Raw genomic sequence first — 20,323 nt, 5'->3', positions numbered from 1 at the left:
ACAAAACGCGCTCCGTGCAGAGTTGTTCAGAGGTTCCCTAGGTAAACCCGTAGCCGGGCTTCCGGTATCCTGTGTGCTGCGATAATAGACTGGGCCGACATGAGCGACACCGAGCGTTTTCAGCCCCCGCCCCGATCCAGCAATACCGACGGTTCGACCCGTCGCGTGGGTATCGAGATCGAGATGGCGGGGTTGCGCCCGGAGCAGGTGGCCGAGGCGGTCACCGACAGCATCGGCGGCAGCGTCGAAGTCGACAGTGCTTTCCTGACGCGAATCCGGGGCACGGAATTCGGGGACTTTCATGTCGAACTCGACGCCGATCTGCTCAAGAGTCGGCAGTATCAGAAGCTGCTGGCCGAGCTGGGCATCGATATCGGCGAAGGCGATGAACGCGAACACATCGAGTCGCTGATCTCGCGCGTGGCCGGCCTGGTCGTTCCGCTCGAGCTGGTCGGCCCGCCCGTTCCCTGGACCGAACTCGAAACGCTCGACGGTATCCGCGAGCGACTCCATCGGGCTGGCGCGCGTGGCACACAATTCTCGCCGCTTTACGCCTTCGGCATGCAGCTCAACATCGAGGCGGCGAGCCTGCGAGCCGACTACCTGCTGTCGATCATCCGTGCCTTCCTGCTCAGCTACGACGAGCTGATCGAAGCCGAACGCGTCGACCTGTCCCGGCGGATTACCCCATACGTCCAGCCATTTCCCGAGGAGTACCTGGCCCACGTTCTCCAGCCCGACTACTCGCCGGAGTTGGAGGAACTGATTGATGACTACCTGTACCTGACCCCGACGCGAAACCGGCCGCTCGATCTACTGCCGCTGTTCGCCTTCCTCGACGAAGCTCGGGTCATGAACGCGCCGGTGGAGACCCACCTGATCAAGGCCCGGCCGGCCTTCCACTACCGGCTGCCCAATTGCCTGATCGACCAGCCGGACTGGTCGCTTGCCACGGCCTGGAACCGCTGGGTCAAGGTCGAGCGCCTGGCCGACGACAGCGAGCGACTGGAGCGCAAACGGGTGCAACGACTGTCCAGTTCCAGTTCCCTGCGCCGCTGGCTCTCGCAGGCCTGGCGCAAGCTGCGCCGATGAGCCGTCGACCGGTGATCGGCATTACCGGCCCGGACCGGGGCGGGCTGGCGGCGTGGTGGTTCTCGGCGCTGGCCGTCAGGCGAGCCGGCGGTCGACCCGTTCGCATCTGTCCCCGCCGACCCGCGGAAATCGAGCAGCTCGACGGCCTCATCCTCGGCGGCGGCGCGGACGTCAGCCCGGGACTTTATGGGCAACAGCACCAGCCGCGGCCCCGGCACATGACCGACCAAAGCGCCCGGGGCTGGCGTCGCCTGCTCGGACTCGTCCTGTTCCCGCTGGTAGCCGGCATTCGGCGGTTGCTCACGACCAAGCACGGCGGACCCGACCAGGCCCGTGACGAGCTCGAATACAGCCTGATCAGACAAGCGCGCGAGAAAGGATTGCCGATGCTCGGCATCTGCCGCGGCATGCAGTTGATCAATGTCGCGCACGGCGGAAGCCTTCACCAGCACCTGGTCGGCTTCTACGACGAGTATCCGGCCGTCCGTTCCGTGCTGCCCCGCAAGCGAGTGAAAATCGAACCCGGGACCCACATCGCCGATCTGCTCGGGGAAGGACCATGCTGGGTCAATGCGCTGCACTCCCAGGCGATCGATCGACTCGCCGACGACCTGGTCGTCGGCGCCGTGGAGGCCAACGGCATCATTCAGGCCACCGAACGCCGCAGCGAACCGTGGCTGATGGGCGTACAGTGGCACCCGGAATACCTGCCCCAGCGAAAACGGCAGCAGGCCCTGTTCCACGCCCTGGTGGAAGCAGCTCGCCTGGACAAGACTTCATGAAACGAAAGCTTCAATCAATCGATTCGGACCTGCTTCGCTCGCATTGCCGCTTTGTGGCCGAGGCCTGGCGGCGATTCGAACAGGCACCCGATCCGGCCGAAGCGGTCGAAGCGCCCGGTCCCGAAACGATGGCCGCCGACCCGGCACGGGCCATCCGCCGTTTCCGGCAACTTCAGTCGGTCCACCTCCTGTGGCGCGATCTATCCGGCGAAGCCGGCATCGCCGAAACGGGGCAGGGGCTGTCCGCTCTGGCGCGAACGTGTATCGAACTGGCCCTGTCGGCCGCCGAACGCCAGGTTGCCGAACGGCACGGCTGGGTCGAGGACGAGCAGGGCGAGCGGGCGCGACTGATCGTATTCGGCCTGGGCAAGCTCGGCGGCGACGAACTCAATTTCAACTCCGACATCGACCTGGTCTTCGCCTACGATGCAGAAGGCCGCAGCAGCGGCCCCAGGCGCGTCGATGCGGCCGACTGGATGAAACGCGTTGCGCGCGAACTCATCCGGCTGCTCGATACCGTCGATGAAAACGGCCGGGCCTGGATCGTCGACGCGCGTCTGCGTCCATTCGGTGAATCCGGCGCCCTGGTCTGGTCCGTGCCTGCAATGGAACAGTACTTCCTCAGCGAAGGTCGCACCTGGGAACGCTACGCCTGGCTCAAGGCCGCGCCGGTGGCCGGCGATCTCGCAGCCGGCCGGAAACTGATCGAGGCGTTGCAGCCGTTCGTGTTTCGCCGCTATCTCGACTACGGCATCTTCGAGAGCCTGCGCGAGCTGCACCGGCGAATCGACGCCAATGCCCGGGCCCGCAGTGACCGCGAAGACATCAAGCGCGGCCGCGGCGGCATTCGCGAATTGGAGTTCCTGGTCCAGAGCCTGCAGATCCTGCGCGGCGGGCGTGAGCCGCGATTGCGCCAGACCGGCTTTCTGCCGGCCCTCGAAGCCTGCGCCGACCTGGGCGTGATGCCTGCCGAGGAAGCGGAAGAACTGCGCTGTGCTTACGGCTTCCTGCGCATTCTCGAAAACCGCTTGCAGGCCATGACCGCGCGCCAGGGCCACGAATTGCCGACCGACCCCGAAGACCGGCAGCGACTGGCCGAACTGATGGACTTCGACGACTGGGGCGAGCTGACCGAGAAACTCGGCGAGCACCGGCAAACCGTCACCCGCCATTTCAGTGAGCGCTTTCGCGACCCGGACGCCGGCTCGTCCGAACCGAGCCCGCTCTGGCCGCCCGGAGACGACATCGTCCAGCGCCTGGACGAAGCGGGTTTCCAGCGACCCGAGGAAGCGGCCGAACACCTCGAACGCAGCCACGCCGAGCTCGAGCGGCGAGCGCTCAGCGCCGAGGGCCGGGAGCGGCTCGAGCGGCTGATGCCCGGTCTGATCGAGGTCGTCGGCCGCCAGCGCCCACCGGATACCGGCCTGACCGACCTGCTGCGGCTCATCGACCAGGTTTCGCGCCGGTCGGCGTATCTCGCCCTGCTGCGGGAGCGTCCGGAAACGCTGGAGCGACTGGTGCGGGTGTTCCACGTCAGCCAGCGCGTGGCCGAGTGGATCATCGCATCGCCGCAGCTGCTCGACGATCTGCTCGATCCCATCAACGGCTTTGAGCTACCGGCCGCCCCAACGCCCGATCCGAACGACAAGGAAGCCAGTCTCTGGGCCCTGTCGCGCTGGCGTCAGGCCGGCTTCCTGCGCACCGCCCTGGCCGAGCTCGACGATCGACTGGATGCCGTCGACGCCGGACGACAGCTGAGCGCAATGGCCGACACCATCGTCGATCGTGCGCTGGCGCTTACCGGCGGGGGTGATTCGGATATCGCGGTGATCGGCTACGGTAATCTCGGTGCCAGCCAGCTGCACTTCGAGTCCGATCTCGATCTGGTCTTTCTGCATCGCTCCGGTGAGGCACCCCACCGCATCGTCCAGCGTTTGGTCAGCGCGCTGCAGATGCCGCTGCCCGGCGGGCGATTGTTCGAAATCGACACGCGGCTGCGCCCGAACGGGCGCGCCGGAATGCTTGTGTCGACGCTGGACAGCTTTGACGACTACCAGCGCAACAAGGCCTGGACCTGGGAACACCAGGCCCTGATCCGGGCACGGTGGATCGCCGGGGATCAGGCGCTCGAAGATGCGTTCGAAGCCATCCGCAAGCAGGTGCTCACGCAGCGCCGCGATGACCGCAGCGTCGCAGAGGATCTGGCCGGGATGCGCGAACGCCAGCGCCGTGAAAGGCGCGAGTCGCCCGTCAAGCGGGCCTTGACCGACCTGCAGTTCCTGGCCGAACTGGGTGTGCTCACGCAGGCGGCCGACCATCCCGCACTGGTCGATCATCGTGACACCGGCGCGCAACTGGAAGCGCTGGCGCAAGCACGATGGATCGACGATGAGCAGGCTCAGGAACTGGCCGAAGCCTGGCGGAAACTGCTTCAGGCCCGGCACCTGGACTGGCTGCGACGCGAGCCGGCATCCTTCGACACGGAGAACTTGCGCCCTGTGATCGACGCGGCCTGGACCACCCATTTCGACCGCTCAACGAACGGGAAGGACTAGTGCCGGACACCCAGATGACCTCGCGGATCGACACGCAAGCCCTGAAGGAGCGCCAGCGGCAGCTGGCGAGACAGGTCATCGACCAGGATGACCTGCGTCTTCCACCGCAGCTGGTGGCGGGGGTGGACGCCGCTTTTCCCGACGGGGGGCGCACGACGCGGGCAGCGGCAGTGCTGATGCGGTTTCCCGGTCTCGAACTGATGGACGAGGTCGTCCACGAACAGCCAACCGAATTGCCCTATATCCCCGGGTTCCTGTCTTTCCGCGAACTGCCGGCCATCCTCGGAGCACTGGAACGGTTGTCGGTGCCGCCTGAACTGGTCTTTTGCGACGGCCAGGGCCGCGCCCATCCACGCCGGTTCGGCATCGCATGCCACCTGGGCGTAACAACCGGTCTGGCCACCATCGGGGTCGGCAAGAGCCGCCTGTGCGGCCGACACGAAGAGCCGGGGCCCGAAAAGGGCGATGCCGTGGCTTTAAGCGACGATGATGAAGTGATCGGCCGGGTCCTGCGGTCACGGTCGCGCGTGCGACCGCTCTATATTTCGGTGGGCCACCGCGTCAGCCTGGAAACGGCTGTCGAACTGGTGCTGGCCTGCACACCGACCTATCGGCTACCGGAACCCGTGCGCCGTGCCGACCGCCTCGCCGGTCATCGCTGAACAGAAAGGCCCATCAGCAGGCGATTTCTCAGTCTTCGCCGAGATGCTCGCGATAGGCTTCGGCATCCATCAGATCGTCGAGCTCGCCGGAATCGTCGAGCTTGACCGAAAACAGCCAGCCGTCGCCGTAGGGGTCGTTGTTGACGATTTCCGGCGTGTCGGCCAAGGCCTCGTTGACCACGGTCACCTCACCGGATACGGGGCAATAGATGTCGGAGGCCGCCTTCACGGATTCAACCACGGCGCAGGCATCGCCCCGTCCGAAGGTCTCGCCTTCTTCCGGTAGTTCGACGAAGACCAGGTCGCCCAATTGTTCCTGGGCATGCTCGCTGATGCCGACCTTGACCACGCCTTCTTCTTCCTGGCTGACCCACTCGTGGCTTTCCGCGTAGCGCAGATCGGAAGGAATGTCGCTCATGAAGCCGTCCCTTGAGAATTTGCGAAGATTCTATCAGCAAATCCGCGGCCTGCCGAGCCGCGCGAACCAGTTACGGGGCAGGCTGTAGACAGACCCCGCGTCCACGCCGCAGATTGAGCCAGTGCCCGACGACCAGGGTCACCCCGCCCACCGAGGTTACCGCCGATGCAGCCAGCGGCGAGAGCACCGTCGCCTCGAGTACGGCGGCTGCCAGCACCAGGGCGAGCCCGGCCAGGCCGGTCAGCAGCAGACCCAGGCTGCCGTGACGGCGATAGCCCAGCCAGAAGGCGGCCACACCGATCGGCAGGATGACCGAGAGCAGAAGTCGATGGAACAGGTCGCTGCCAAAGATACCCAACGAAACCACGGGAGCAAGCACGATCACCAGACTCAGGGCCAGGCATTGCAGCAAGCACAGCACGGACACGCAGATACCGGCCCGATCCAGCAGGCTGGCTGCCATACTCCGCTCCGGGGATTTGAAAACTGCGGCCATGGTCACGGTCGAGGATTGCCTGAAAAGCGTATGATATAACATTTTTGGTTCACGGTGAACCCGTGTATAGAATGGCGGCTTTTCCACCCAGGGGCGCATGAGCGACTTCACCCTATCGGCGATCGAGCCGGCGCAGATCGACTGGCAAGGCGATACGCCCCATGCATCGCCGTATGGTGACAGCTACTTCATGCCCGGCCATGGCATGGCCGAAAGTCGCGCCGTTTTCATCGAGGCCAGCGACCTTGCCCGCCGCTTCGTCGCCCTGCCCGGCGACGGTGTGTTCGTGGTCGGGGAGACCGGATTCGGCACGGGGCTGAACGCGCTTCTGACGGCCGAGTGTTTTGCGCGTCATGCCCCGGCGACCGCGCATCTGCATTTTTATTCGGCCGAGCTGCACCCGCTTCCGAGGGAAGACCTCGCCCGGGGGCTGTCGCACTGGCCCGAACTGGAGCCATACGGGCGTCGCCTGCTCGAAGCCTGGCCCCTGCCCGCGCCGGGCTTCCATCGCATCCGCCTGAGCGATCGCATCGAGTTCACGCTGATGTTCGGCGACGCGGCAACACTGTGGCATGCCGGACCCCACGGGGTCGACGCCTGGTTCCTCGACGGCTTCGCACCGTCGCGCAACCCGGACCTCTGGACCAACGGTTTGTTCGAAACAATGGCCGCCCGTTCCCGACCCGGAACGAGCGTTGCGACATTCACCGCCGCCGGTGCGGTTCGGCGCGGCCTCTCGGCCGCGGGATTTGCCGTCGAGCGCCGCCAGGGATTCGGAGACAAGCGCCATCGGCTTTCCGGCGGCATACCCGGCCGCTGGAAACCGCAACGGCTCAAGCGAGGCAGGGCCGTCGTGGTCGGTGCGGGATTCGCCGGCTGCGCCACGGCCAGGGCACTGGCAGAACGCGGCTGGCACGTCCACGTCGTCGACCCCATGCTGGCCCGGCCGGCGCCGCCCGAACTGGCGGCCGTGCTCTATGCCACGGCCAGTCACCATCTCAACGCGCAAAACCGTTTCTATCTCGGGGCCCTGCTTCACGCACAACGTTGGCTCGAAGACCTGGGTTTTCCGCGCAACGCATCCGAGGGCCACCTCGACGGCGTCATTCAACACCTAGTCGATGGGCGAGTGGCCGAGAAGACACGGCAGGCGATGGACACCGGCACCTGGCCGCAGGAGTTGCTGTCTTCGGAAGGGGGCAATCGGGTTCGTATCGAGGGCGCTGGCTGTCTGCGGCCGAGCCACTGGTGCCGCTTTCTGCTCGATCATCCCGACATCACGGCAACGGCCGATCGGGTCGGGTCGATCAGCGGCGGGAAGTCGGCCGTACTGGAACTGGAATCAGGCGATACGCTCGAGGCCGACGCCGCCGTCTTGTGTACCGCCGGCGCCACCAGCCGGTTCAGCGGCCTGGGCTGGCTGCCGCTTCGCCTCGTTCGCGGCCAGGTCACTTTCTGTCGCGCGACCGAAGCCAGCAGCCGCTGGCGCGAGGCGCACTGTCACGCCGGTTACGTCACCCCGGCGTTCGACGGGGTTCATTGCGTCGGTGCCACCTTTGATCGCCAGCGCCAGTCTCCAGTGATCGACCCCATCGACGACGAGCGGAATCTGTCCGAACTGCAGCGCAATGTTCCGTCGCTTTGGGAGGATCTCGGCGGCAGCGCGATCGAAGTGGTCGGTCATCACGCCGGTCTCCGCTGCCAATCAGGTGACTGGCTTCCCCTGGTAGGCCCCTGCCCGGATCCGTCGAGCAATCCGTACACCCTCGACGAACGCATCTGGCTCAACATCGCCCATGGCTCGCGGGGATTGACCCACACACCACTGTGCGCGGACCTCATCGCCGACCGACTCTCCGGCCACCCGGCGGCCATCGATACCGAAGTCATGGCATCATTCGCTCCCGAACGCTTCATCGAGCGCTGGCGCCGGCGCGATCCCGACTGGAGGCCCTGACATCACTGGAACCCCGGCTTTCCGACCTGCTCCGGGCGTTGCGGCACCTTCTCGAGAAGGGAGGCATCGAATCCGCGCGCCTCGAGCATACAGAGCAAAGCTGCGTAGCGCTCATCGGAAAGCTCGCGCTCGCGCGCCATGATCCAGGCATACTCCCGCGAAGGATGCCCCACCACGGTCCATTGATAATCGTCGTCGAGCGCGATGATGTAATAACCGAAGCGGATCGGCCAATAGAACTGGACTTTCCACTCGGCGTTGGTCTCGGTGTCGACCACCCAGGCCACACCGGTCATTTCTTCCACAGGGGCATCAAAGCTGGCGTCCCGGTACCGATAGATATCATCGATGCGACCGTCGTCACGCATGCGATAGATCGCCCGGCCGGCCACATTGCCGCGCTCGCCGAAATACGGAATATTGGCGATCACGTACCACTCGCCCATGTAGCGTTCGAGATCGACCCGCTCGACCGTCTCCAGCGGCGGCCCGCCGCGCATCATGGCGCAACCCGACAGCGCCAGCAGCGCGATCGTGCCGAATAAATGTCTCATTGCGATGCTCCGTTCCACGAGTGCTGCGAAACGTAGCGCCTGGACCGTGAAGGAAGCTTCAGGGGAAGGGAGGTGGTGCCGGCTGAGGGAGTCGAACCCCCGACCCTCTGATTACAAATCCCGTTCAGCAGTGTCCAGCACAATCCGAAGAAATCTATCTTTTTTCGCATCTCACTGATTATGCTGCGTAAGCAGTCTAACAAGGTCTACCAAGGACCATTGCAAGCCGGCGCAAAGTAGACCAGAATTAGACCAAAGTAGACCGTCTGCCCAACGCCATGCCCAGAAGACAAGCTACCACCATTACCGTTCGCCAGCTGGAGAGCCTGAAGCCAGGCCGGGCACTCAACGAGCCATTGGGCTACGGCGCGGGCGCACTTCAAGCCAGGGGCACAAAGAAGGGGCCACGCTTCTACTACCGCTATGGAACACCCCAGCGGAGAATTCCACTTCCAATGTACGACTCGGAGGGCCTCCCGTTGAGCCTGGCCGAGGCCCGGAAAGTCGCACGTCAGCTCTCGTCCCGCTATCTCGAGTTGCACGCCGAAGGCAAGGATCTTGCCGAAGTACTGGAGAGAGAGCGCCAGGAGGCAGCTCGGCGCAACAACTCTGAGCCAGACGAAGACTCCCGAGCCAGAACCTTCGGCGCTCTGATGGAAACTTACGTCAGAGAGCTGCAGTCAGCCGGCAAGGCCAGTGCTGACGATGTAGAAAACACAGTGGAAAACCACATTGCTCCCCACATCGCGATCTGGCAGAAACCCGCCGCCGAACTGTCTCTCGATGACTGTCTGGAAATCCTGGAGCCGCTGACCACATCGGGAAAGCTGACGACTGCTCGAAAGGTGAGAGCCTATATTCGTCGAGCCTACGCACTGGCCCTCCGCTCACGGACCAGCGCCCAAGCCAGCGGATACCGCCAGTTTGGCATCGACCACAATCCGGCAGCCGACGTTGCAACCATCGAGGGAGCGAGCAAACCACGTGAGCGCCACCTGAGCCTGGGCGAGCTACAGGCGCTGTGGCGACGAATCAGCTTGCCGGACGAACCCGCTGGGCCGCTACTACGGGCCCACTTGCTCCTAGGAGGGCAGAGATTGGCGCAACTTCGCCGGGCGACGATCGACGACATAGCCGACGGCCAGTTGACTCTGTGGGACCGGAAAGGAAAGCGACAACAGCCCCGACGGCACATGGTCCCAGTTCTGCTCGAGGCGCAAATGGCGATCGACGAAATGCGCGGCGCGAACATGGGACCGTACCTGTTTACGTTTACTCACGGGGAGAGCCCGGCCGACCCAAGTCGGGTCGGAAAGCTAATTAGGAAATTATCTGCGCGGATGCTAACCGAAGGAGAACTGGCGGCCCCGTTTTCCCTGGGGGATTTGCGCCGAACCGTGGAAACTCGGCTCGCAGCCGCGGGACTGCACTCCGACACGCTCGCCCAGCTTCAGAGCCATGGTCTCTCAGGTGTTCAATGGCGCCACTATAACCGCCACGACTACTACGCGGAAAAGCTCTCAGCACTAACGACACTCCGCAACCTGATGACGAGCTATAGCGAACACAAAACTAAATCTTAACCCATCTAGATAGGCATCCAAGATGTCACAGACATCTGCACTTTCTCGAAATGTCGTTAGCGGAGAAGCCTGCGGGCGCATCAGGAATATCGCCTGAAAGATCGAACGCCGGCTCAAGCACTGCGTGATGTAGTGGACCGAACTAAGTTGCCGCCGATCGTTCCGAAGGAGCCCACACCCGAGGTTGCAGAGGCGGCGCAATCAGAGCTCTCAGAGACCCCGACCGTCGGGTAATTACCCAACTTGTACACTTGTACATCGTGGGCGAGTGATTTCACGATATCCTATATATTTCTGTTACTCAACCTGTACGCAGGGTGTCTTGGCCTATCACGCTCGAAGACCATCAAGTTCCCTTTTTAGCGCGTCATTTAAACGACCGATTTCTTCACACGTGCTCACAAGTAGATCAATCGTCGTTTGAGCGTTGCTCCCACTTTTTCTAATCTCTTCTTCTCGTTCTCGAAGTTCAGCTGCTTGATCACTAAGCTTTTGAATATTATGGAACAAGGCTTCTGATAGTTGCATAGATCATCCAATTGGTGAGTCTCAAAATGCTAATCGTATAGCATTACTCTAAGCATCTGTCTTGATATATATAACGAGTAATCTGAACAACCGACTTGGAGCCACTAAAGCCAAGCACGCTACAAACATGTGGTCGAGTTATTGCACATGTTAGGTGTCAATTCTATGACTCGTGTGGAGTCAGGTCCAGATATTTGAGGCGAGGTATCCGAAGATCCGTTCCCGCTCAATGCATTACTCGAAATAGCCACTCCAGCAGACCCATTTAGATTCGAAATATAAATACCTTGACTGCTATTTTTCCGGATCACATTGCCTTCCAGGCTGCTGCCAGCAGCATCGCCACCTAATCGGATACCAATGGAGTTGTCGGAAATGAAATTGTCCTTTGCAAGCAATGGCCCATTGGCATGGATGCCACTGGAACCGTTGTCATGAATCTGGTTACGCTCCATAATCACCCGGCGATCATCCGTATTGACTTGAACGCCATTAACTATATTATCCACAGACGTTGAGTGTCTCAATATTGCTTCACCAGTTATATCGATCCCATAGCGATTGTTATAGCTTCTTACTCTTTCTAGTACCGCACCTCGACCAGCACCCGTACCGGCAAAACAATTTGAAAGCGTTAGATCGGCCCCATATCCCGCGAATCCAACACTCATGCAATAGTTGCCGAACCCATCGATCTGTCCGTTGGCGATATGAATCCCCTTTCGATCTGCAAAGTCCGCAAGCTTGATCCCGCGACCCCCGCCACCCGGACTGCATGTTTCGGTTTCCATATCACACACATTTGGCCCCTGAATCGTATTACCTCCCAAATCCAGTCGGACATTGTCTACTAAAATGTGGATTGCATGGGTATCAGTGTCAGCAACGTTGATGCTGCTAGTCAGGGAATAATTACCTGATGATGAAATTTCAATGGGAAACCCCGAACTGTCTCCTTCAAAACATCCGTCTTCCACGCACGCCTGATTGATCTCATAGCTTCCACTATCCGCCACTGACGCCATTGGTACGATCAAAATCAGGATTAGTACTAGTATGGATCTTTGGTATTGCATTTCACACCTCGACAGTCAGTTGCGAAAGTAGTCTTTAAAAATCGTATCCATCGACGTTTCAAGTGCAAGTGCATTTACATCACATGGATTGCATTCAAGTCCTAGTTGGTCGCGCCTAATGGCCGTGCTCCATGAGTCGCTGTTTGGAATGAACTCGATTACATCACCAGGCATGGCAGAAATGCCATCAACAACGCCTCCGGATGAAAAAGTTAGATAAATAGTTCCCGTCTCTGTGCGATCTACTGCTGCAACTCGCATTGCATCCGGAAGCCCATGCTCGCTGAGTGAGTGAAGGACAGATACTACCCCTGAATCCACTTCTAGAATATCCGAATGCTTGACCTTTACCCCTGCGATTTCCGCGTGCATATCCAGCGCAATCAGAATTTCTCCGTTATCAACAGACAGCCCAGAGATGCGCGCTTTTTCATCAAGACCGATATTTTCGCCATGCAAAAATACTTCTCGGCTACCGTCAGCTGCAAGCTTTACAATGTCCCTAGGGGTGACCAGAGCATCATTCATTCGCCACATCACTGCAGTGGAAAAATAAGTATCATCTCCATCGATGGATAGTGCTGATATGGGAATGCGTTGCGACAGGCCCAGGTCGACGATATGCATGGAACCTGAATCGTGTTTAACGAAGATCTGCTGTCTGCCGAGCGCGCCAAGTGACGTGCTTTTGGCCGTGGCGAATGCGAGGTGGGCGCGCTCAACCCATGCGGTTTGTCCTGTTGCTATCGCGCACGAAAAGCTCCCTGCAATCAGTGCAGCGCAGTTCAGCATAAACATCGTTCGTTTCATGCGCATACCCCCACTCGATTATGCACTGTCTTCAGCGATTGAGACGGCCGTCGGCCGATTTCGTCACTAATCCAATTCTTGGGAACGGCAAATTAAGAAATTACTTGGAAGACGGTAAGATGTTGGAATTGAGCCTATCCCCTCGCATCAAATAATACGGCAGCAAAGCGCCCCGTGTCAATTGAAGACAGCCTAATATACTGTCCATCTTTGGGAGGATTCTTGGTTCAAGTGACCGTACCCCAAGGCTAACTGTCCGCAGCCAATGAGAGGTCTCCTGAGGGGCTCCGAAACGTAGTCCATTAGCCCGCCAGTGAATCAGGCGCGCCCAAGGGACCAAGAACCGCTATCACTCGGCGCTCGGATCTTCCGAGGCGCCAAGGCCGAATGCTGCAGACCTGGGCCAGCAGTGGTTTAATGGCGTTTGGGGAAGCTCGGGCTCACATAGCTGCGAGAACAGCCAATACTCTCGTATCTCCTTTGGAACTTGGAGTCAGTGGAAAAGCGACAGAAGCCACGCCAAAGGTGGGTGATTCTGATCACCCACGCTTACAGACCTACAGTTCGCAGGCTCCTGGAAAAGCTTCAAGCATCCTTTCTGTCAAGGCGCGTGTGACAAAGCACTCCGCTTCTTCCAGGTTCTGAAACAGCTCCGGCTGGGTCTCGATGAGACCGAAAATCCAGTTCCTGAGTACTGCGTGCACGGTTGATCCGTCGCTGTTCAGGACACCTCTCAGGACACGAGGCTCCGCGTGTAGTTGGCCCTGCTGGACGATCTGGCTTGCGAGCTGATCGGAGATTCGCAGTCTATCGACAAGACCGATGACTTGTTCCGTGACGTGGTCCATCTTGGTTTCTCGGTGTTGATTAATCTTCACCATCGGCCACGATTGTGGATATACAAGGCTCACCACGCGCCGTGATCCAACTTCAGTTGCTCTTGAGCCCCTCATCCCTTCAATGTTTGTTTTCGCAATGGCCCAACCGGATGCAGCGGCGCTCAAAGGGCGGCTCCCTGGATCTTTCTCCATGGTAAGCGGCGGGCGAGACAGGCGCTCTAGGGGGTGCAGGTGCGTGGCGGAATTCAGATCAGGGAGCAGTGGGCTGTGCCCCGTTCAGAGCCGGTAACGCAGTGGGAGCTATTCGGGGAAATGTGCCAAAAGGTTGGGAGTGATCAATTGCCGTAGGCGTCATCATACAAAGGGCCAGTGTGCAAGGCAGAAAAAAGTTGTGACTCTTAGATGTGTATTGACTTAGGATCCTAGATTTTCCCGCAGAGCGCGTTGCGCTAAGCGAGCGGGGGGTCAGTCGAGCACTTGACCTTACCTCGACGGCGCTGGCTTTGGGAAAGTTGGCAATGGTCGCTTCATCGATTAACATGGCAGCCGCGAATTGCGGCCTGCGGAGAGAGCATTTATGAAGAATAACTTTGCCGACTTAGTCTTTGGGCAAGCTAGCCGTGAGCACCTCTCATCGGTCGTCGACCGCTTGTTTCGCTTGTTCCTCAATTCACTCATCGAACACGAGACTGGCGAAGACGTCGATGATTTCGTATTTATGCTGTCGGAGCTTGATAGATCCCCGGAAGGCGATCTGGGCGTGAGCCTCAATCGCTTTACGATCGCACGATTTCTTGCACCTGGAGACAGACCTCTCCAACTCCGACCACGTCAACACTTGAGACAACTTAGGGCTGTTGATCCCCAATCGGCTGCAGCATGGGGCGAAATGTGCTCCCTTTGCTCGCTGCTTCTGGAATATCGAAATAGCCATCAGCACCATCCCAACAACAACCCCACACGCACACGCGACCTCTTGTTGGTTGGAGCGATAGTCCGTGTCCACGAGCTAGGCGAACAGTTGCTGTCCCCCGATGACAATTCCCTTCTTGGTGACCCATCCTTCTACAGTGAAATGCTAGCGCAATTATCAGCAGAAGATCAGGTTCGACCGATAGATGCATCTAACGACGGCGGTACGTCAGGCGAACTCAACATCCCACAAGAGGCCCCCGGAGAGTCAGAGGGCTCGACCTCAGATATTCTGAACACACTTTCGCGGCTTCATGCCCCGGGCTGCGTGCGTCTACTCGATGCTGTTTTTGGTAGAACAGACACCGAGCCTCACTACACAAAGGATTCCTCGAGTGACTTAAAAGCGAAAATGAAATCCACTGTTGCGGAGGTTCTATCTTCACTTGAGGCGGAGTTTCGCACTCCTCTTATTCAATATTTTTTCGATGTGAACGATCTCGATGATGCGTTTGACGAAGAGGCAATGATGAAGGCGCTTAGAAAGTTACGGCATCCAAGTAGATCGGAAAAGCTAAGGCCACTTCTTTTTCCTAACGAGTACTAGGTCGAAACAAATCACCTGGACTCACCTAGGACGACTAAACCTATTATCTCGAGCCCTGGCTTAGCTTTGCTGGCGAGGCACCAGCCTACCCGAGGTGCCTACGAAATCCGGGTCGATTCAGTCTGAATCGCCCAGCATCCTCTAGACACTCTGGAGCTCAGGAAACGAACAACATTGTGACTTCCCATCGTTTTTTTCTTCTACCTCGACGTACGATATTGATCCGCCCTCGCCGTAACACGTTCGCCATTCCTTGTAAAATTCATAATTGCCGAAAAACGGGACTCTACAGGCACAAAGGAAATTGGATCATAAAGCGTATACCCCCGCCCCATAGTGGAGAGATTATGGTTTGCCGACCCGGGAGGTGCATCTAAAAAGGTTTCCACCACAATGACTCTTTCACCGTTCACGAAGCTCCACCCTTTCACTTCGCTTTCAATCTCAAAATCTTGCAATTCTTTGATTTCATCCGGAATCGAAAAATCTGGTGGCACCCACGTAGAACCAGTTTTTACGGATCCATTAGGTAGCTCCAAGGTCCGCGCCAAGCCTCTCGCTTCTTCAGTGAATGCTTCAATAAACCACTGCTGGCGATATTCGTTCGGCAGCTCAGTAATGTCCAACTGCACATTAGAGGGGACACCATCCTCCGACGCGTCCCATGCGGTCGATATAATCGATTCATTCGATTCAAAGCCTTGGCCATTTATCAGGTATGTGAGAATATCTGCCGTAGCAGAAATATTTCCGTCAAGGCCACGCTCCAGCGTCTCTCTATACTCCACCTCCCACTCCAGGGTCTCGAAGTGGCCACCCTCTCTCATCTGAAACTTTCCGCCCGTCTTCACTAATCGTGAATTTGGAGATAGAGTAGGATCAATTTCTGTCCGCATAGGGAGCACCTCTCCGCTATAGCTTGGAAACGAATCTTGAATCTCGGGCGACCCGGCGCATGCAGCAAGAACAAAGACAAGTAAAGCAAGAAATAACTTCATAAACCCCTCCAGTCCGGATAGGACTTTCCTAAGCCGCAATGGGCAAGACGGACTAGGTATCGCCTATCCATCGTGGACCCTACTCTATAAATCAAATCGCTGCAATCGCCCTAGCTAGCGCCCCGCTGACTAGTGGAGAAAAGCGCGGGCTATAAGATAGCCCCCGTTTTGGCCGGCCTCTCTCTCTATTTCTTCTTTTTGCCAACGCCGAAGCCGCCCCCGGAAACGACATTTGGCAGGTCTAGAAAATCAGGAGGGTCATCGTATTCCGGGCCATACGGATCACGCTTCGCTTGACTCCGGTCCTTCTCCGCATTCTTATGGACGCGCTGTTGGTGCTTCTTATAGTTAACCTTTTTAACATGCACTCCGCAGGTTGGGCAGGTCTTCCAGTCTGGCGACGAGTGCGTTGTCTCGGGGAGAATCAACGGTTTTCTTAGCCACTCATACAGATCTTTCTCCGAGTGGAATACTCGCATTCTTGCACCCGCGAGCAGTAGTTGCTCTGATTTCGTACCCGAAACAGCCTTCTTCTTTCCCTTGCTCGTAACGAGCCCATAGAAGCGCTGCTTATTACTCCGTGGCGTCGAAGGCATTTCTCTCATCCCGGAACCGCTCCCCTAACTCTAAACAAGTCGAGAGACTTAGATCAAGGTCCCGAGACGGGTTCCACCCCGACCTGGCGGACACTCTTGTTAAGACTTTTTCTTCCATTCAGGTGCGATCTAAGCCCGCGCCAGTGGCAGAGGAAAAGGTCTTACCGAAAGCCACCGTGCTGTCGGGGCAGAACCCAGTGGAGCGCCTCGTTAGGGCAATTACCGCTTACATAGTGTATTGATCCTTTCATTACCCACTTCTCTCGGCCTTTTGGGATTGCGTGAACGCAAAGGGCGTTTCGCACTTGGTACACACCGGCTTACTAAGACTCGGTGGCCTCTTGAACCGGCGCTTGCCACAGGAGGGACAGGCAAACTGGTCGCGGAAATACTGAAACTCCTCCCACCTCGCCATTTCATCGCCGATTGACGCATTCTTGTAGGGATTGTCGGAGAAATGACTGGCGAAATTTTCAACTACACCTTTTTGAAGACTACTGATAAAAGTATTGGACATACCAGGGACTTCTGGCGGAAGGATGCCGACGCCCTTCAAGAAGCTGGCGAGGGCAGCTGCCATTTCGCCACGCTCAAACTGGTAAGGCCGATGGACGGGTCGAATGACGACCTTCACGCCGAAGCCCCTGCAAATGTCGAGCAACCACTCCTCTTCAGCCTGCCGCATAAGGCTTGCGGCACTTTCATTTGCATCAAACTTGGCCTGAATGGCTTCATCCGATGTCCGGTGGTCGTGAAATTGGGGGCCAAAGTTGGGTTCGACCTTTGTGATTCTGCGGAACAACCATTTTGCCGTGGAAAGGTGGTCCTGTAGAAGGTTAAAAAACTGTTCATCGTGAGTGGCGAGAATAATTTGGAAGTCATTAAAGTGCTTTGCCAAGACCGCCGCAATGTTCTTGCGGTGATCTGCATCATACGACGTCACCACATCGTCGAGAACGATAATGCGGGCCCCATCGTTGAACATGCGAATAGCGGACAAACGTAACGCCAATGCCAGTGTATGGATCTGGGAATCGCTAAGATAGCCGCTCGGGACCACACCCTTCCGGTTCTCTGAGAAGTCGATGAGAAGTTGAATGCGTTGCTGATTGAGATCATCTTCTCCCGGAAGCTCGAAACGGATGGGCGGTGCGTTCCCACCACCGCCCTGAATGTCCTTGTAAAGGTCATCCACACTCCTCTGGAGCGTTCCGATGAGGTCTTGGACGTGCTCAACGATCGCTTTGTTAATGACCAGGGCTTGCCTGCTGAGATTCAGCTGAAGTGTCTCTAGCTCGGCCTTGACCCGCTGAATCCTCTCCAGGTGGGATTTGATTCGAATGAGCTCGTCGGCGACCTTGAGGGTGCTGGCGTATGTGTGTTCCCCTTGTCGCTTCTTGATACGCTCTTGTTCCCGGGAAACTGACGTAAGCAAAACAGTCAGTTCCGTCACCACCTTCTCAGAGGGTGGCGCTTTGTCTCCAACCTTCCAGGACTTAAGTTTATCTAGATAGGCAGCGATCCGTTTCGCTTTGCCCTCATAGCCCGCATCCTTCAAGCTAGAAATCGCACTTTCAAGTTTGACTTTTACGTCGCGCAAAGCATCTTGGAGGACCTTGGTAGCCTTTTGCAGATCCATTTCAGCGGCACGGTACGCGCCCAAGTCAGCAAGCTTGGCTTCCAGGCCGGAAAGGATTTTCTCTCGTGAGCCGTGGGGGCTAGACGTGAGTGCCGTGTCACAGACAGGACAGCTCTGAAAGTTGGTTTCCTCGTTTTCGAATACTTTCTTAGCAGACACCCACAATTCATTAAAGACTGCCTGGCTCGCCTTAGATCGTTCCTCGGATTCGCGCGCGACAGCGGTCGTGTAACCTGAGACGGCGCTTTCAAAGGCGAAAATATTACCTTTTGGTTTTTCCCCTTCTTTTACCGGAGCCAAGAAGAGCCCTTCAATGCGAGCGGACAGCTGCTTGAGCACGCCAAGCCCAAGCCGTTCATCCTCGGCGGCTTTTCGGTTGACCAGTTCCTGGTAACCGGTATCTGCCTCAGAAAGCTCGGCCAGCGACAGGCCTTCATCTAAGTGGGCAAGCAAAGTATTAAACCAACTGCAGATTTTGGCCTCATCCCAGGCAGTGATAGCATTATTTGTGATCTGTTTTAGATCCCGGAGTCGTTCATTTTCCTCCGTCTTCGACTCGGCTATCTTTTTAACGTCCCGCCGCAGGGCGCGAAGATTCTTCTGAATGCGTAAAAGCGGATCAAGCGCAAACCAGGAGGCAACATCTTTGTACCGGTCTTCCGGCGTATACTTTTCAACGAATCCTCGTAGCTCGTATCCCCGAATAATGAAAGGAAGCTTTGTATTAGATAGAACGCGCTTGGCTGAATCCGGTAAGGGAGGAGCTGTTTTTACGGATTTAGAAACATGCCGAGCTTCGTCGAACTTGTCACCACCTTGCTTGAACCAGAGATGGACACCCGGTGTGACCCCGTATTTCTCCGCATGGACATGCTCCATCGCAAGGGGGCCTGCATGAGTCTGTGCTTGACGCCTACCTAGTCGGGCCAGCGTCGCGTCTTCAGAAAAATAGTACTCGAAGGCGTCCACTAGGCTTGACTTGCCTTTGGCATTTGGTGCGAACACAGCAAGGCTGAGCGATGCCTTTCCGCGGCAAAGAGTTATGGTTTGCGGCTGAAGGTATGCTCGGAAGCCTTCAAGCCTGAGGGCCTCAATCGTGATCGGCATGGCCATCTTCAGGCTCCTCAGATCTCTTCTCGGCAATCTCTTCAATTTCCCGCACGGCGTCGCTCACCGCAGTGCTTTTGGGGTTGAGCCTTACAATGTGTGCGGACAGCACCTTTAGTAATGAGGAATCTGTCTTGTCATCACCTTCTAGAAGCGAAATTGTCTTCTCGATCAGCTGTTCATTTGTTTCTGGCATAACAATCGAACCATCGTTGTAGATACACATATCTTAATATGTGCCATATTTTGAATTGCGAGCCCTAGTGAGTAACATAAACGCGGCCGTGGAGCGCCACATGGAATGTCGGTCGGAGATAGCGCTGTTGTTAAAGCGCGAATCAGTTTCTACGCTTCACTGCCTGAATCATTTTCAGGTTGTGTTCTTGCTTCGCGACGTTCCCTCGATGCTCGCACCTTTGCAGGCATGATGAATGTGTAAACTAAAAATTTGGAGAAAAAGTCGTGAACTTCTAGGACATCATCTCGATCTACGTTCTTCAATTGATCCTGATCAGGGTGGGCTCCCCAATTGCCAAATATTCGTATTTGGTGCGACCAGTCCCTGATATCCGCCGGCAAGCTATAAAGCGAATCAATCTGGCTAATTAGGTTTTCTTTCGCTTTTGCGCCTAATAGGACTAGAGCTGACTGAAGCGCACGCCGGAACATTGCACAACTTGCTTTATCCGCGCCAACGGACTTGCAGCGCAACGCCTCCTCATAGTCCTCCAGCACCTCAGTAGGGACATGCTCTTTTTCATCAGGACCTAGATGCTCGTCTAAAATCATGGGGAAAGTGTCTTTCCACCCTCTCATCGTTAGATTTTCTTGTTGGCTATACCGATTTTGCTCAAAGTAGAGTGTCTTTAATATCAATTTTCTACATGGCCGACATCTGAATATCACGTAAAACTCGGCATCGCCGTTGCGGTACTTATGGCATTCATTCCACTGGGCCTCGATATGAGACTTCGCGCCGCAATGAGGGCACTGGTCAATCAGGTCTTTTACATGCTCAGAGATACTTTTACGCGCATCATTCAAATTCATCGGCAAGATCCCCCTACTGGTCGATCGGGTTCTATCTGAAAACTTGGATTGAGAAATGGATT

Annotated in this window: 19 protein-coding genes; 7 read left to right on the top strand and 12 right to left on the bottom strand. The window is 57.5% G+C overall.

What is annotated here, in order from left to right; genetic code table 11:
- Positions 1-99: 99 nt before the first annotated feature.
- Genes DZK26_RS04985 through nfi form a run of 4 tightly spaced genes read left to right on the top strand, consistent with a single transcriptional unit; the run spans position 100 to position 5,091 of the window.
- A complete protein-coding gene (locus DZK26_RS04985; RefSeq protein ID WP_116898501.1) occupies positions 100-1,092 on the top strand; it encodes an amidoligase family protein in 993 nt (330 codons plus the stop codon).
- Positions 1,089-1,874, top strand: a complete 786-nt coding sequence (locus tag DZK26_RS04980; protein ID WP_116898502.1) for a gamma-glutamyl-gamma-aminobutyrate hydrolase family protein — start codon at positions 1,089-1,091, stop codon at positions 1,872-1,874. The genes DZK26_RS04985 and DZK26_RS04980 overlap by 4 nt, the downstream gene beginning before the upstream one ends.
- Positions 1,871-4,429 carry a bifunctional [glutamate--ammonia ligase]-adenylyl-L-tyrosine phosphorylase/[glutamate--ammonia-ligase] adenylyltransferase gene (gene glnE / locus DZK26_RS04975; protein ID WP_116898503.1) on the top strand — a complete coding sequence of 853 codons (2,559 nt, stop codon included), beginning with the start codon at positions 1,871-1,873 and terminating at the stop codon, positions 4,427-4,429. Before DZK26_RS04980 ends, glnE begins: the two co-directional genes overlap by 4 nt.
- 14 nt (positions 4,430-4,443) lie before the next feature.
- The gene (gene nfi, locus DZK26_RS04970; protein WP_116898558.1) at positions 4,444-5,091 is read left to right on the top strand and encodes a deoxyribonuclease V; all 648 of its coding nucleotides are present in this window, start codon (positions 4,444-4,446) and stop codon (positions 5,089-5,091) included.
- A 28-nt stretch (positions 5,092-5,119) separates the two neighbouring features.
- On the opposite strand, the gene gcvH is transcribed toward nfi, so the two are convergent.
- Positions 5,120-5,509 carry a glycine cleavage system protein GcvH gene (gcvH, locus tag DZK26_RS04965; RefSeq protein ID WP_116898504.1) on the bottom strand — a complete coding sequence of 130 codons (390 nt, stop codon included), beginning with the start codon at positions 5,507-5,509 and terminating at the stop codon, positions 5,120-5,122.
- A gap of 70 nt (positions 5,510-5,579) precedes the next feature.
- Positions 5,580-5,972, bottom strand: a complete 393-nt coding sequence (locus DZK26_RS04960) for a MerC domain-containing protein (protein ID WP_181918411.1) — start codon at positions 5,970-5,972, stop codon at positions 5,580-5,582.
- A 130-nt stretch (positions 5,973-6,102) separates the two neighbouring features.
- Between DZK26_RS04960 and mnmC the strand changes: the two genes are divergently transcribed.
- Positions 6,103-7,962, top strand: a complete 1,860-nt coding sequence (mnmC, locus tag DZK26_RS04955; RefSeq protein WP_116898506.1) for an FAD-dependent 5-carboxymethylaminomethyl-2-thiouridine(34) oxidoreductase MnmC — start codon at positions 6,103-6,105, stop codon at positions 7,960-7,962.
- 2 nt (positions 7,963-7,964) lie between these two features.
- Here the strand turns inward: mnmC and DZK26_RS04950 are convergent, their stop codons facing one another.
- Positions 7,965-8,516, bottom strand: a complete 552-nt coding sequence (locus DZK26_RS04950) for a lipocalin family protein (protein WP_220337178.1) — start codon at positions 8,514-8,516, stop codon at positions 7,965-7,967.
- A 479-nt stretch (positions 8,517-8,995) separates the two neighbouring features.
- Here DZK26_RS04950 and DZK26_RS04945 point away from each other — a divergent pair, with 479 nt between their 5' ends.
- Positions 8,996-10,099 (top strand): phage integrase central domain-containing protein, encoded by a 1,104-nt coding sequence (locus DZK26_RS04945; protein WP_147306672.1) that lies wholly within the window; start codon positions 8,996-8,998, stop codon positions 10,097-10,099.
- A gap of 330 nt (positions 10,100-10,429) precedes the next feature.
- Here the strand turns inward: DZK26_RS04945 and DZK26_RS14145 are convergent, their stop codons facing one another.
- The 4 genes from DZK26_RS14145 to DZK26_RS04930 form a co-directional block, all read right to left on the bottom strand.
- Positions 10,430-10,627: a hypothetical protein gene (locus tag DZK26_RS14145; RefSeq protein WP_147306673.1), complete on the bottom strand. Its 198-nt coding sequence runs from the start codon at positions 10,625-10,627 to the stop codon at positions 10,430-10,432.
- Between the two features lie 119 nt (positions 10,628-10,746).
- Complete coding sequence (locus DZK26_RS04940; RefSeq protein ID WP_116898508.1) at positions 10,747-11,703, bottom strand: right-handed parallel beta-helix repeat-containing protein; 957 nt, start codon at positions 11,701-11,703, stop codon at positions 10,747-10,749.
- A 15-nt stretch (positions 11,704-11,718) separates the two neighbouring features.
- Complete coding sequence (locus tag DZK26_RS14140) at positions 11,719-12,513, bottom strand: hypothetical protein (protein ID WP_147306674.1); 795 nt, start codon at positions 12,511-12,513, stop codon at positions 11,719-11,721.
- A gap of 557 nt (positions 12,514-13,070) precedes the next feature.
- Positions 13,071-13,517: a hypothetical protein gene (locus tag DZK26_RS04930; RefSeq protein ID WP_147306675.1), complete on the bottom strand. Its 447-nt coding sequence runs from the start codon at positions 13,515-13,517 to the stop codon at positions 13,071-13,073.
- 412 nt (positions 13,518-13,929) lie between these two features.
- Between DZK26_RS04930 and DZK26_RS14135 the strand changes: the two genes are divergently transcribed.
- Positions 13,930-14,871: a hypothetical protein gene (locus DZK26_RS14135; protein ID WP_147306676.1), complete on the top strand. Its 942-nt coding sequence runs from the start codon at positions 13,930-13,932 to the stop codon at positions 14,869-14,871.
- A gap of 200 nt (positions 14,872-15,071) precedes the next feature.
- Here DZK26_RS14135 and DZK26_RS04915 read toward each other — a convergent pair whose 3' ends face one another.
- From DZK26_RS04915 to DZK26_RS04900, 5 genes are all read right to left on the bottom strand, one after another.
- Positions 15,072-15,869 (bottom strand): hypothetical protein, encoded by a 798-nt coding sequence (locus DZK26_RS04915; protein ID WP_147306677.1) that lies wholly within the window; start codon positions 15,867-15,869, stop codon positions 15,072-15,074.
- 185 nt (positions 15,870-16,054) lie between these two features.
- Entirely contained in the window at positions 16,055-16,465 is a 411-nt protein-coding gene (locus tag DZK26_RS14130; protein WP_147306678.1) for a hypothetical protein, read from the bottom strand.
- Between the two features lie 250 nt (positions 16,466-16,715).
- Positions 16,716-19,217 (bottom strand): chromosome segregation protein SMC, encoded by a 2,502-nt coding sequence (locus DZK26_RS04910; protein ID WP_116898514.1) that lies wholly within the window; start codon positions 19,215-19,217, stop codon positions 16,716-16,718.
- A complete protein-coding gene (locus DZK26_RS04905) occupies positions 19,195-19,407 on the bottom strand; it encodes a hypothetical protein (RefSeq protein WP_181935612.1) in 213 nt (70 codons plus the stop codon). The genes DZK26_RS04910 and DZK26_RS04905 overlap by 23 nt, the downstream gene beginning before the upstream one ends.
- 149 nt (positions 19,408-19,556) lie before the next feature.
- Positions 19,557-20,261, bottom strand: a complete 705-nt coding sequence (locus DZK26_RS04900) for a DUF4145 domain-containing protein (protein WP_117238629.1) — start codon at positions 20,259-20,261, stop codon at positions 19,557-19,559.
- Between the last annotated feature and the right edge of the window lie 62 nt (positions 20,262-20,323).

Source organism: Wenzhouxiangella sp. 15190, assembly GCF_003417465.1.
Lineage (GTDB): Bacteria > Pseudomonadota > Gammaproteobacteria > Xanthomonadales > Wenzhouxiangellaceae > Wenzhouxiangella.
Note: the sequence above shows the minus strand (reverse complement) of the source record. Positions and strands in the feature narration are given on the sequence as shown.

What these genes read in the sequence shown, in the direction of transcription:
- DZK26_RS04985 (WP_116898501.1), top strand. Translation starts at nt 100, where the DNA reads ATGAGCGACACCGAGCGTTTTCAGCCCCCGCCCCGATCCAGCAATACC.
- DZK26_RS04900 (WP_117238629.1), bottom strand. Translation starts at nt 20,261, where the DNA reads ATGAATTTGAATGATGCGCGTAAAAGTATCTCTGAGCATGTAAAAGAC.
- gcvH (WP_116898504.1), bottom strand. Translation starts at nt 5,509, where the DNA reads ATGAGCGACATTCCTTCCGATCTGCGCTACGCGGAAAGCCACGAGTGG.
- DZK26_RS14135 (WP_147306676.1), top strand. Translation starts at nt 13,930, where the DNA reads ATGAAGAATAACTTTGCCGACTTAGTCTTTGGGCAAGCTAGCCGTGAG.
- mnmC (WP_116898506.1), top strand. Translation starts at nt 6,103, where the DNA reads ATGAGCGACTTCACCCTATCGGCGATCGAGCCGGCGCAGATCGACTGG.
- DZK26_RS04950 (WP_220337178.1), bottom strand. Translation starts at nt 8,516, where the DNA reads ATGAGACATTTATTCGGCACGATCGCGCTGCTGGCGCTGTCGGGTTGC.
- DZK26_RS04910 (WP_116898514.1), bottom strand. Translation starts at nt 19,217, where the DNA reads ATGGCCATGCCGATCACGATTGAGGCCCTCAGGCTTGAAGGCTTCCGA.
- nfi (WP_116898558.1), top strand. Translation starts at nt 4,444, where the DNA reads ATGACCTCGCGGATCGACACGCAAGCCCTGAAGGAGCGCCAGCGGCAG.
- DZK26_RS04915 (WP_147306677.1), bottom strand. Translation starts at nt 15,869, where the DNA reads ATGAAGTTATTTCTTGCTTTACTTGTCTTTGTTCTTGCTGCATGCGCC.
- DZK26_RS04960 (WP_181918411.1), bottom strand. Translation starts at nt 5,972, where the DNA reads ATGGCAGCCAGCCTGCTGGATCGGGCCGGTATCTGCGTGTCCGTGCTG.
- DZK26_RS14130 (WP_147306678.1), bottom strand. Translation starts at nt 16,465, where the DNA reads ATGCCTTCGACGCCACGGAGTAATAAGCAGCGCTTCTATGGGCTCGTT.
- DZK26_RS04905 (WP_181935612.1), bottom strand. Translation starts at nt 19,407, where the DNA reads ATGCCAGAAACAAATGAACAGCTGATCGAGAAGACAATTTCGCTTCTA.
- DZK26_RS14145 (WP_147306673.1), bottom strand. Translation starts at nt 10,627, where the DNA reads ATGCAACTATCAGAAGCCTTGTTCCATAATATTCAAAAGCTTAGTGAT.
- glnE (WP_116898503.1), top strand. Translation starts at nt 1,871, where the DNA reads ATGAAACGAAAGCTTCAATCAATCGATTCGGACCTGCTTCGCTCGCAT.
- DZK26_RS04980 (WP_116898502.1), top strand. Translation starts at nt 1,089, where the DNA reads ATGAGCCGTCGACCGGTGATCGGCATTACCGGCCCGGACCGGGGCGGG.
- DZK26_RS14140 (WP_147306674.1), bottom strand. Translation starts at nt 12,513, where the DNA reads ATGAAACGAACGATGTTTATGCTGAACTGCGCTGCACTGATTGCAGGG.
- DZK26_RS04940 (WP_116898508.1), bottom strand. Translation starts at nt 11,703, where the DNA reads ATGCAATACCAAAGATCCATACTAGTACTAATCCTGATTTTGATCGTA.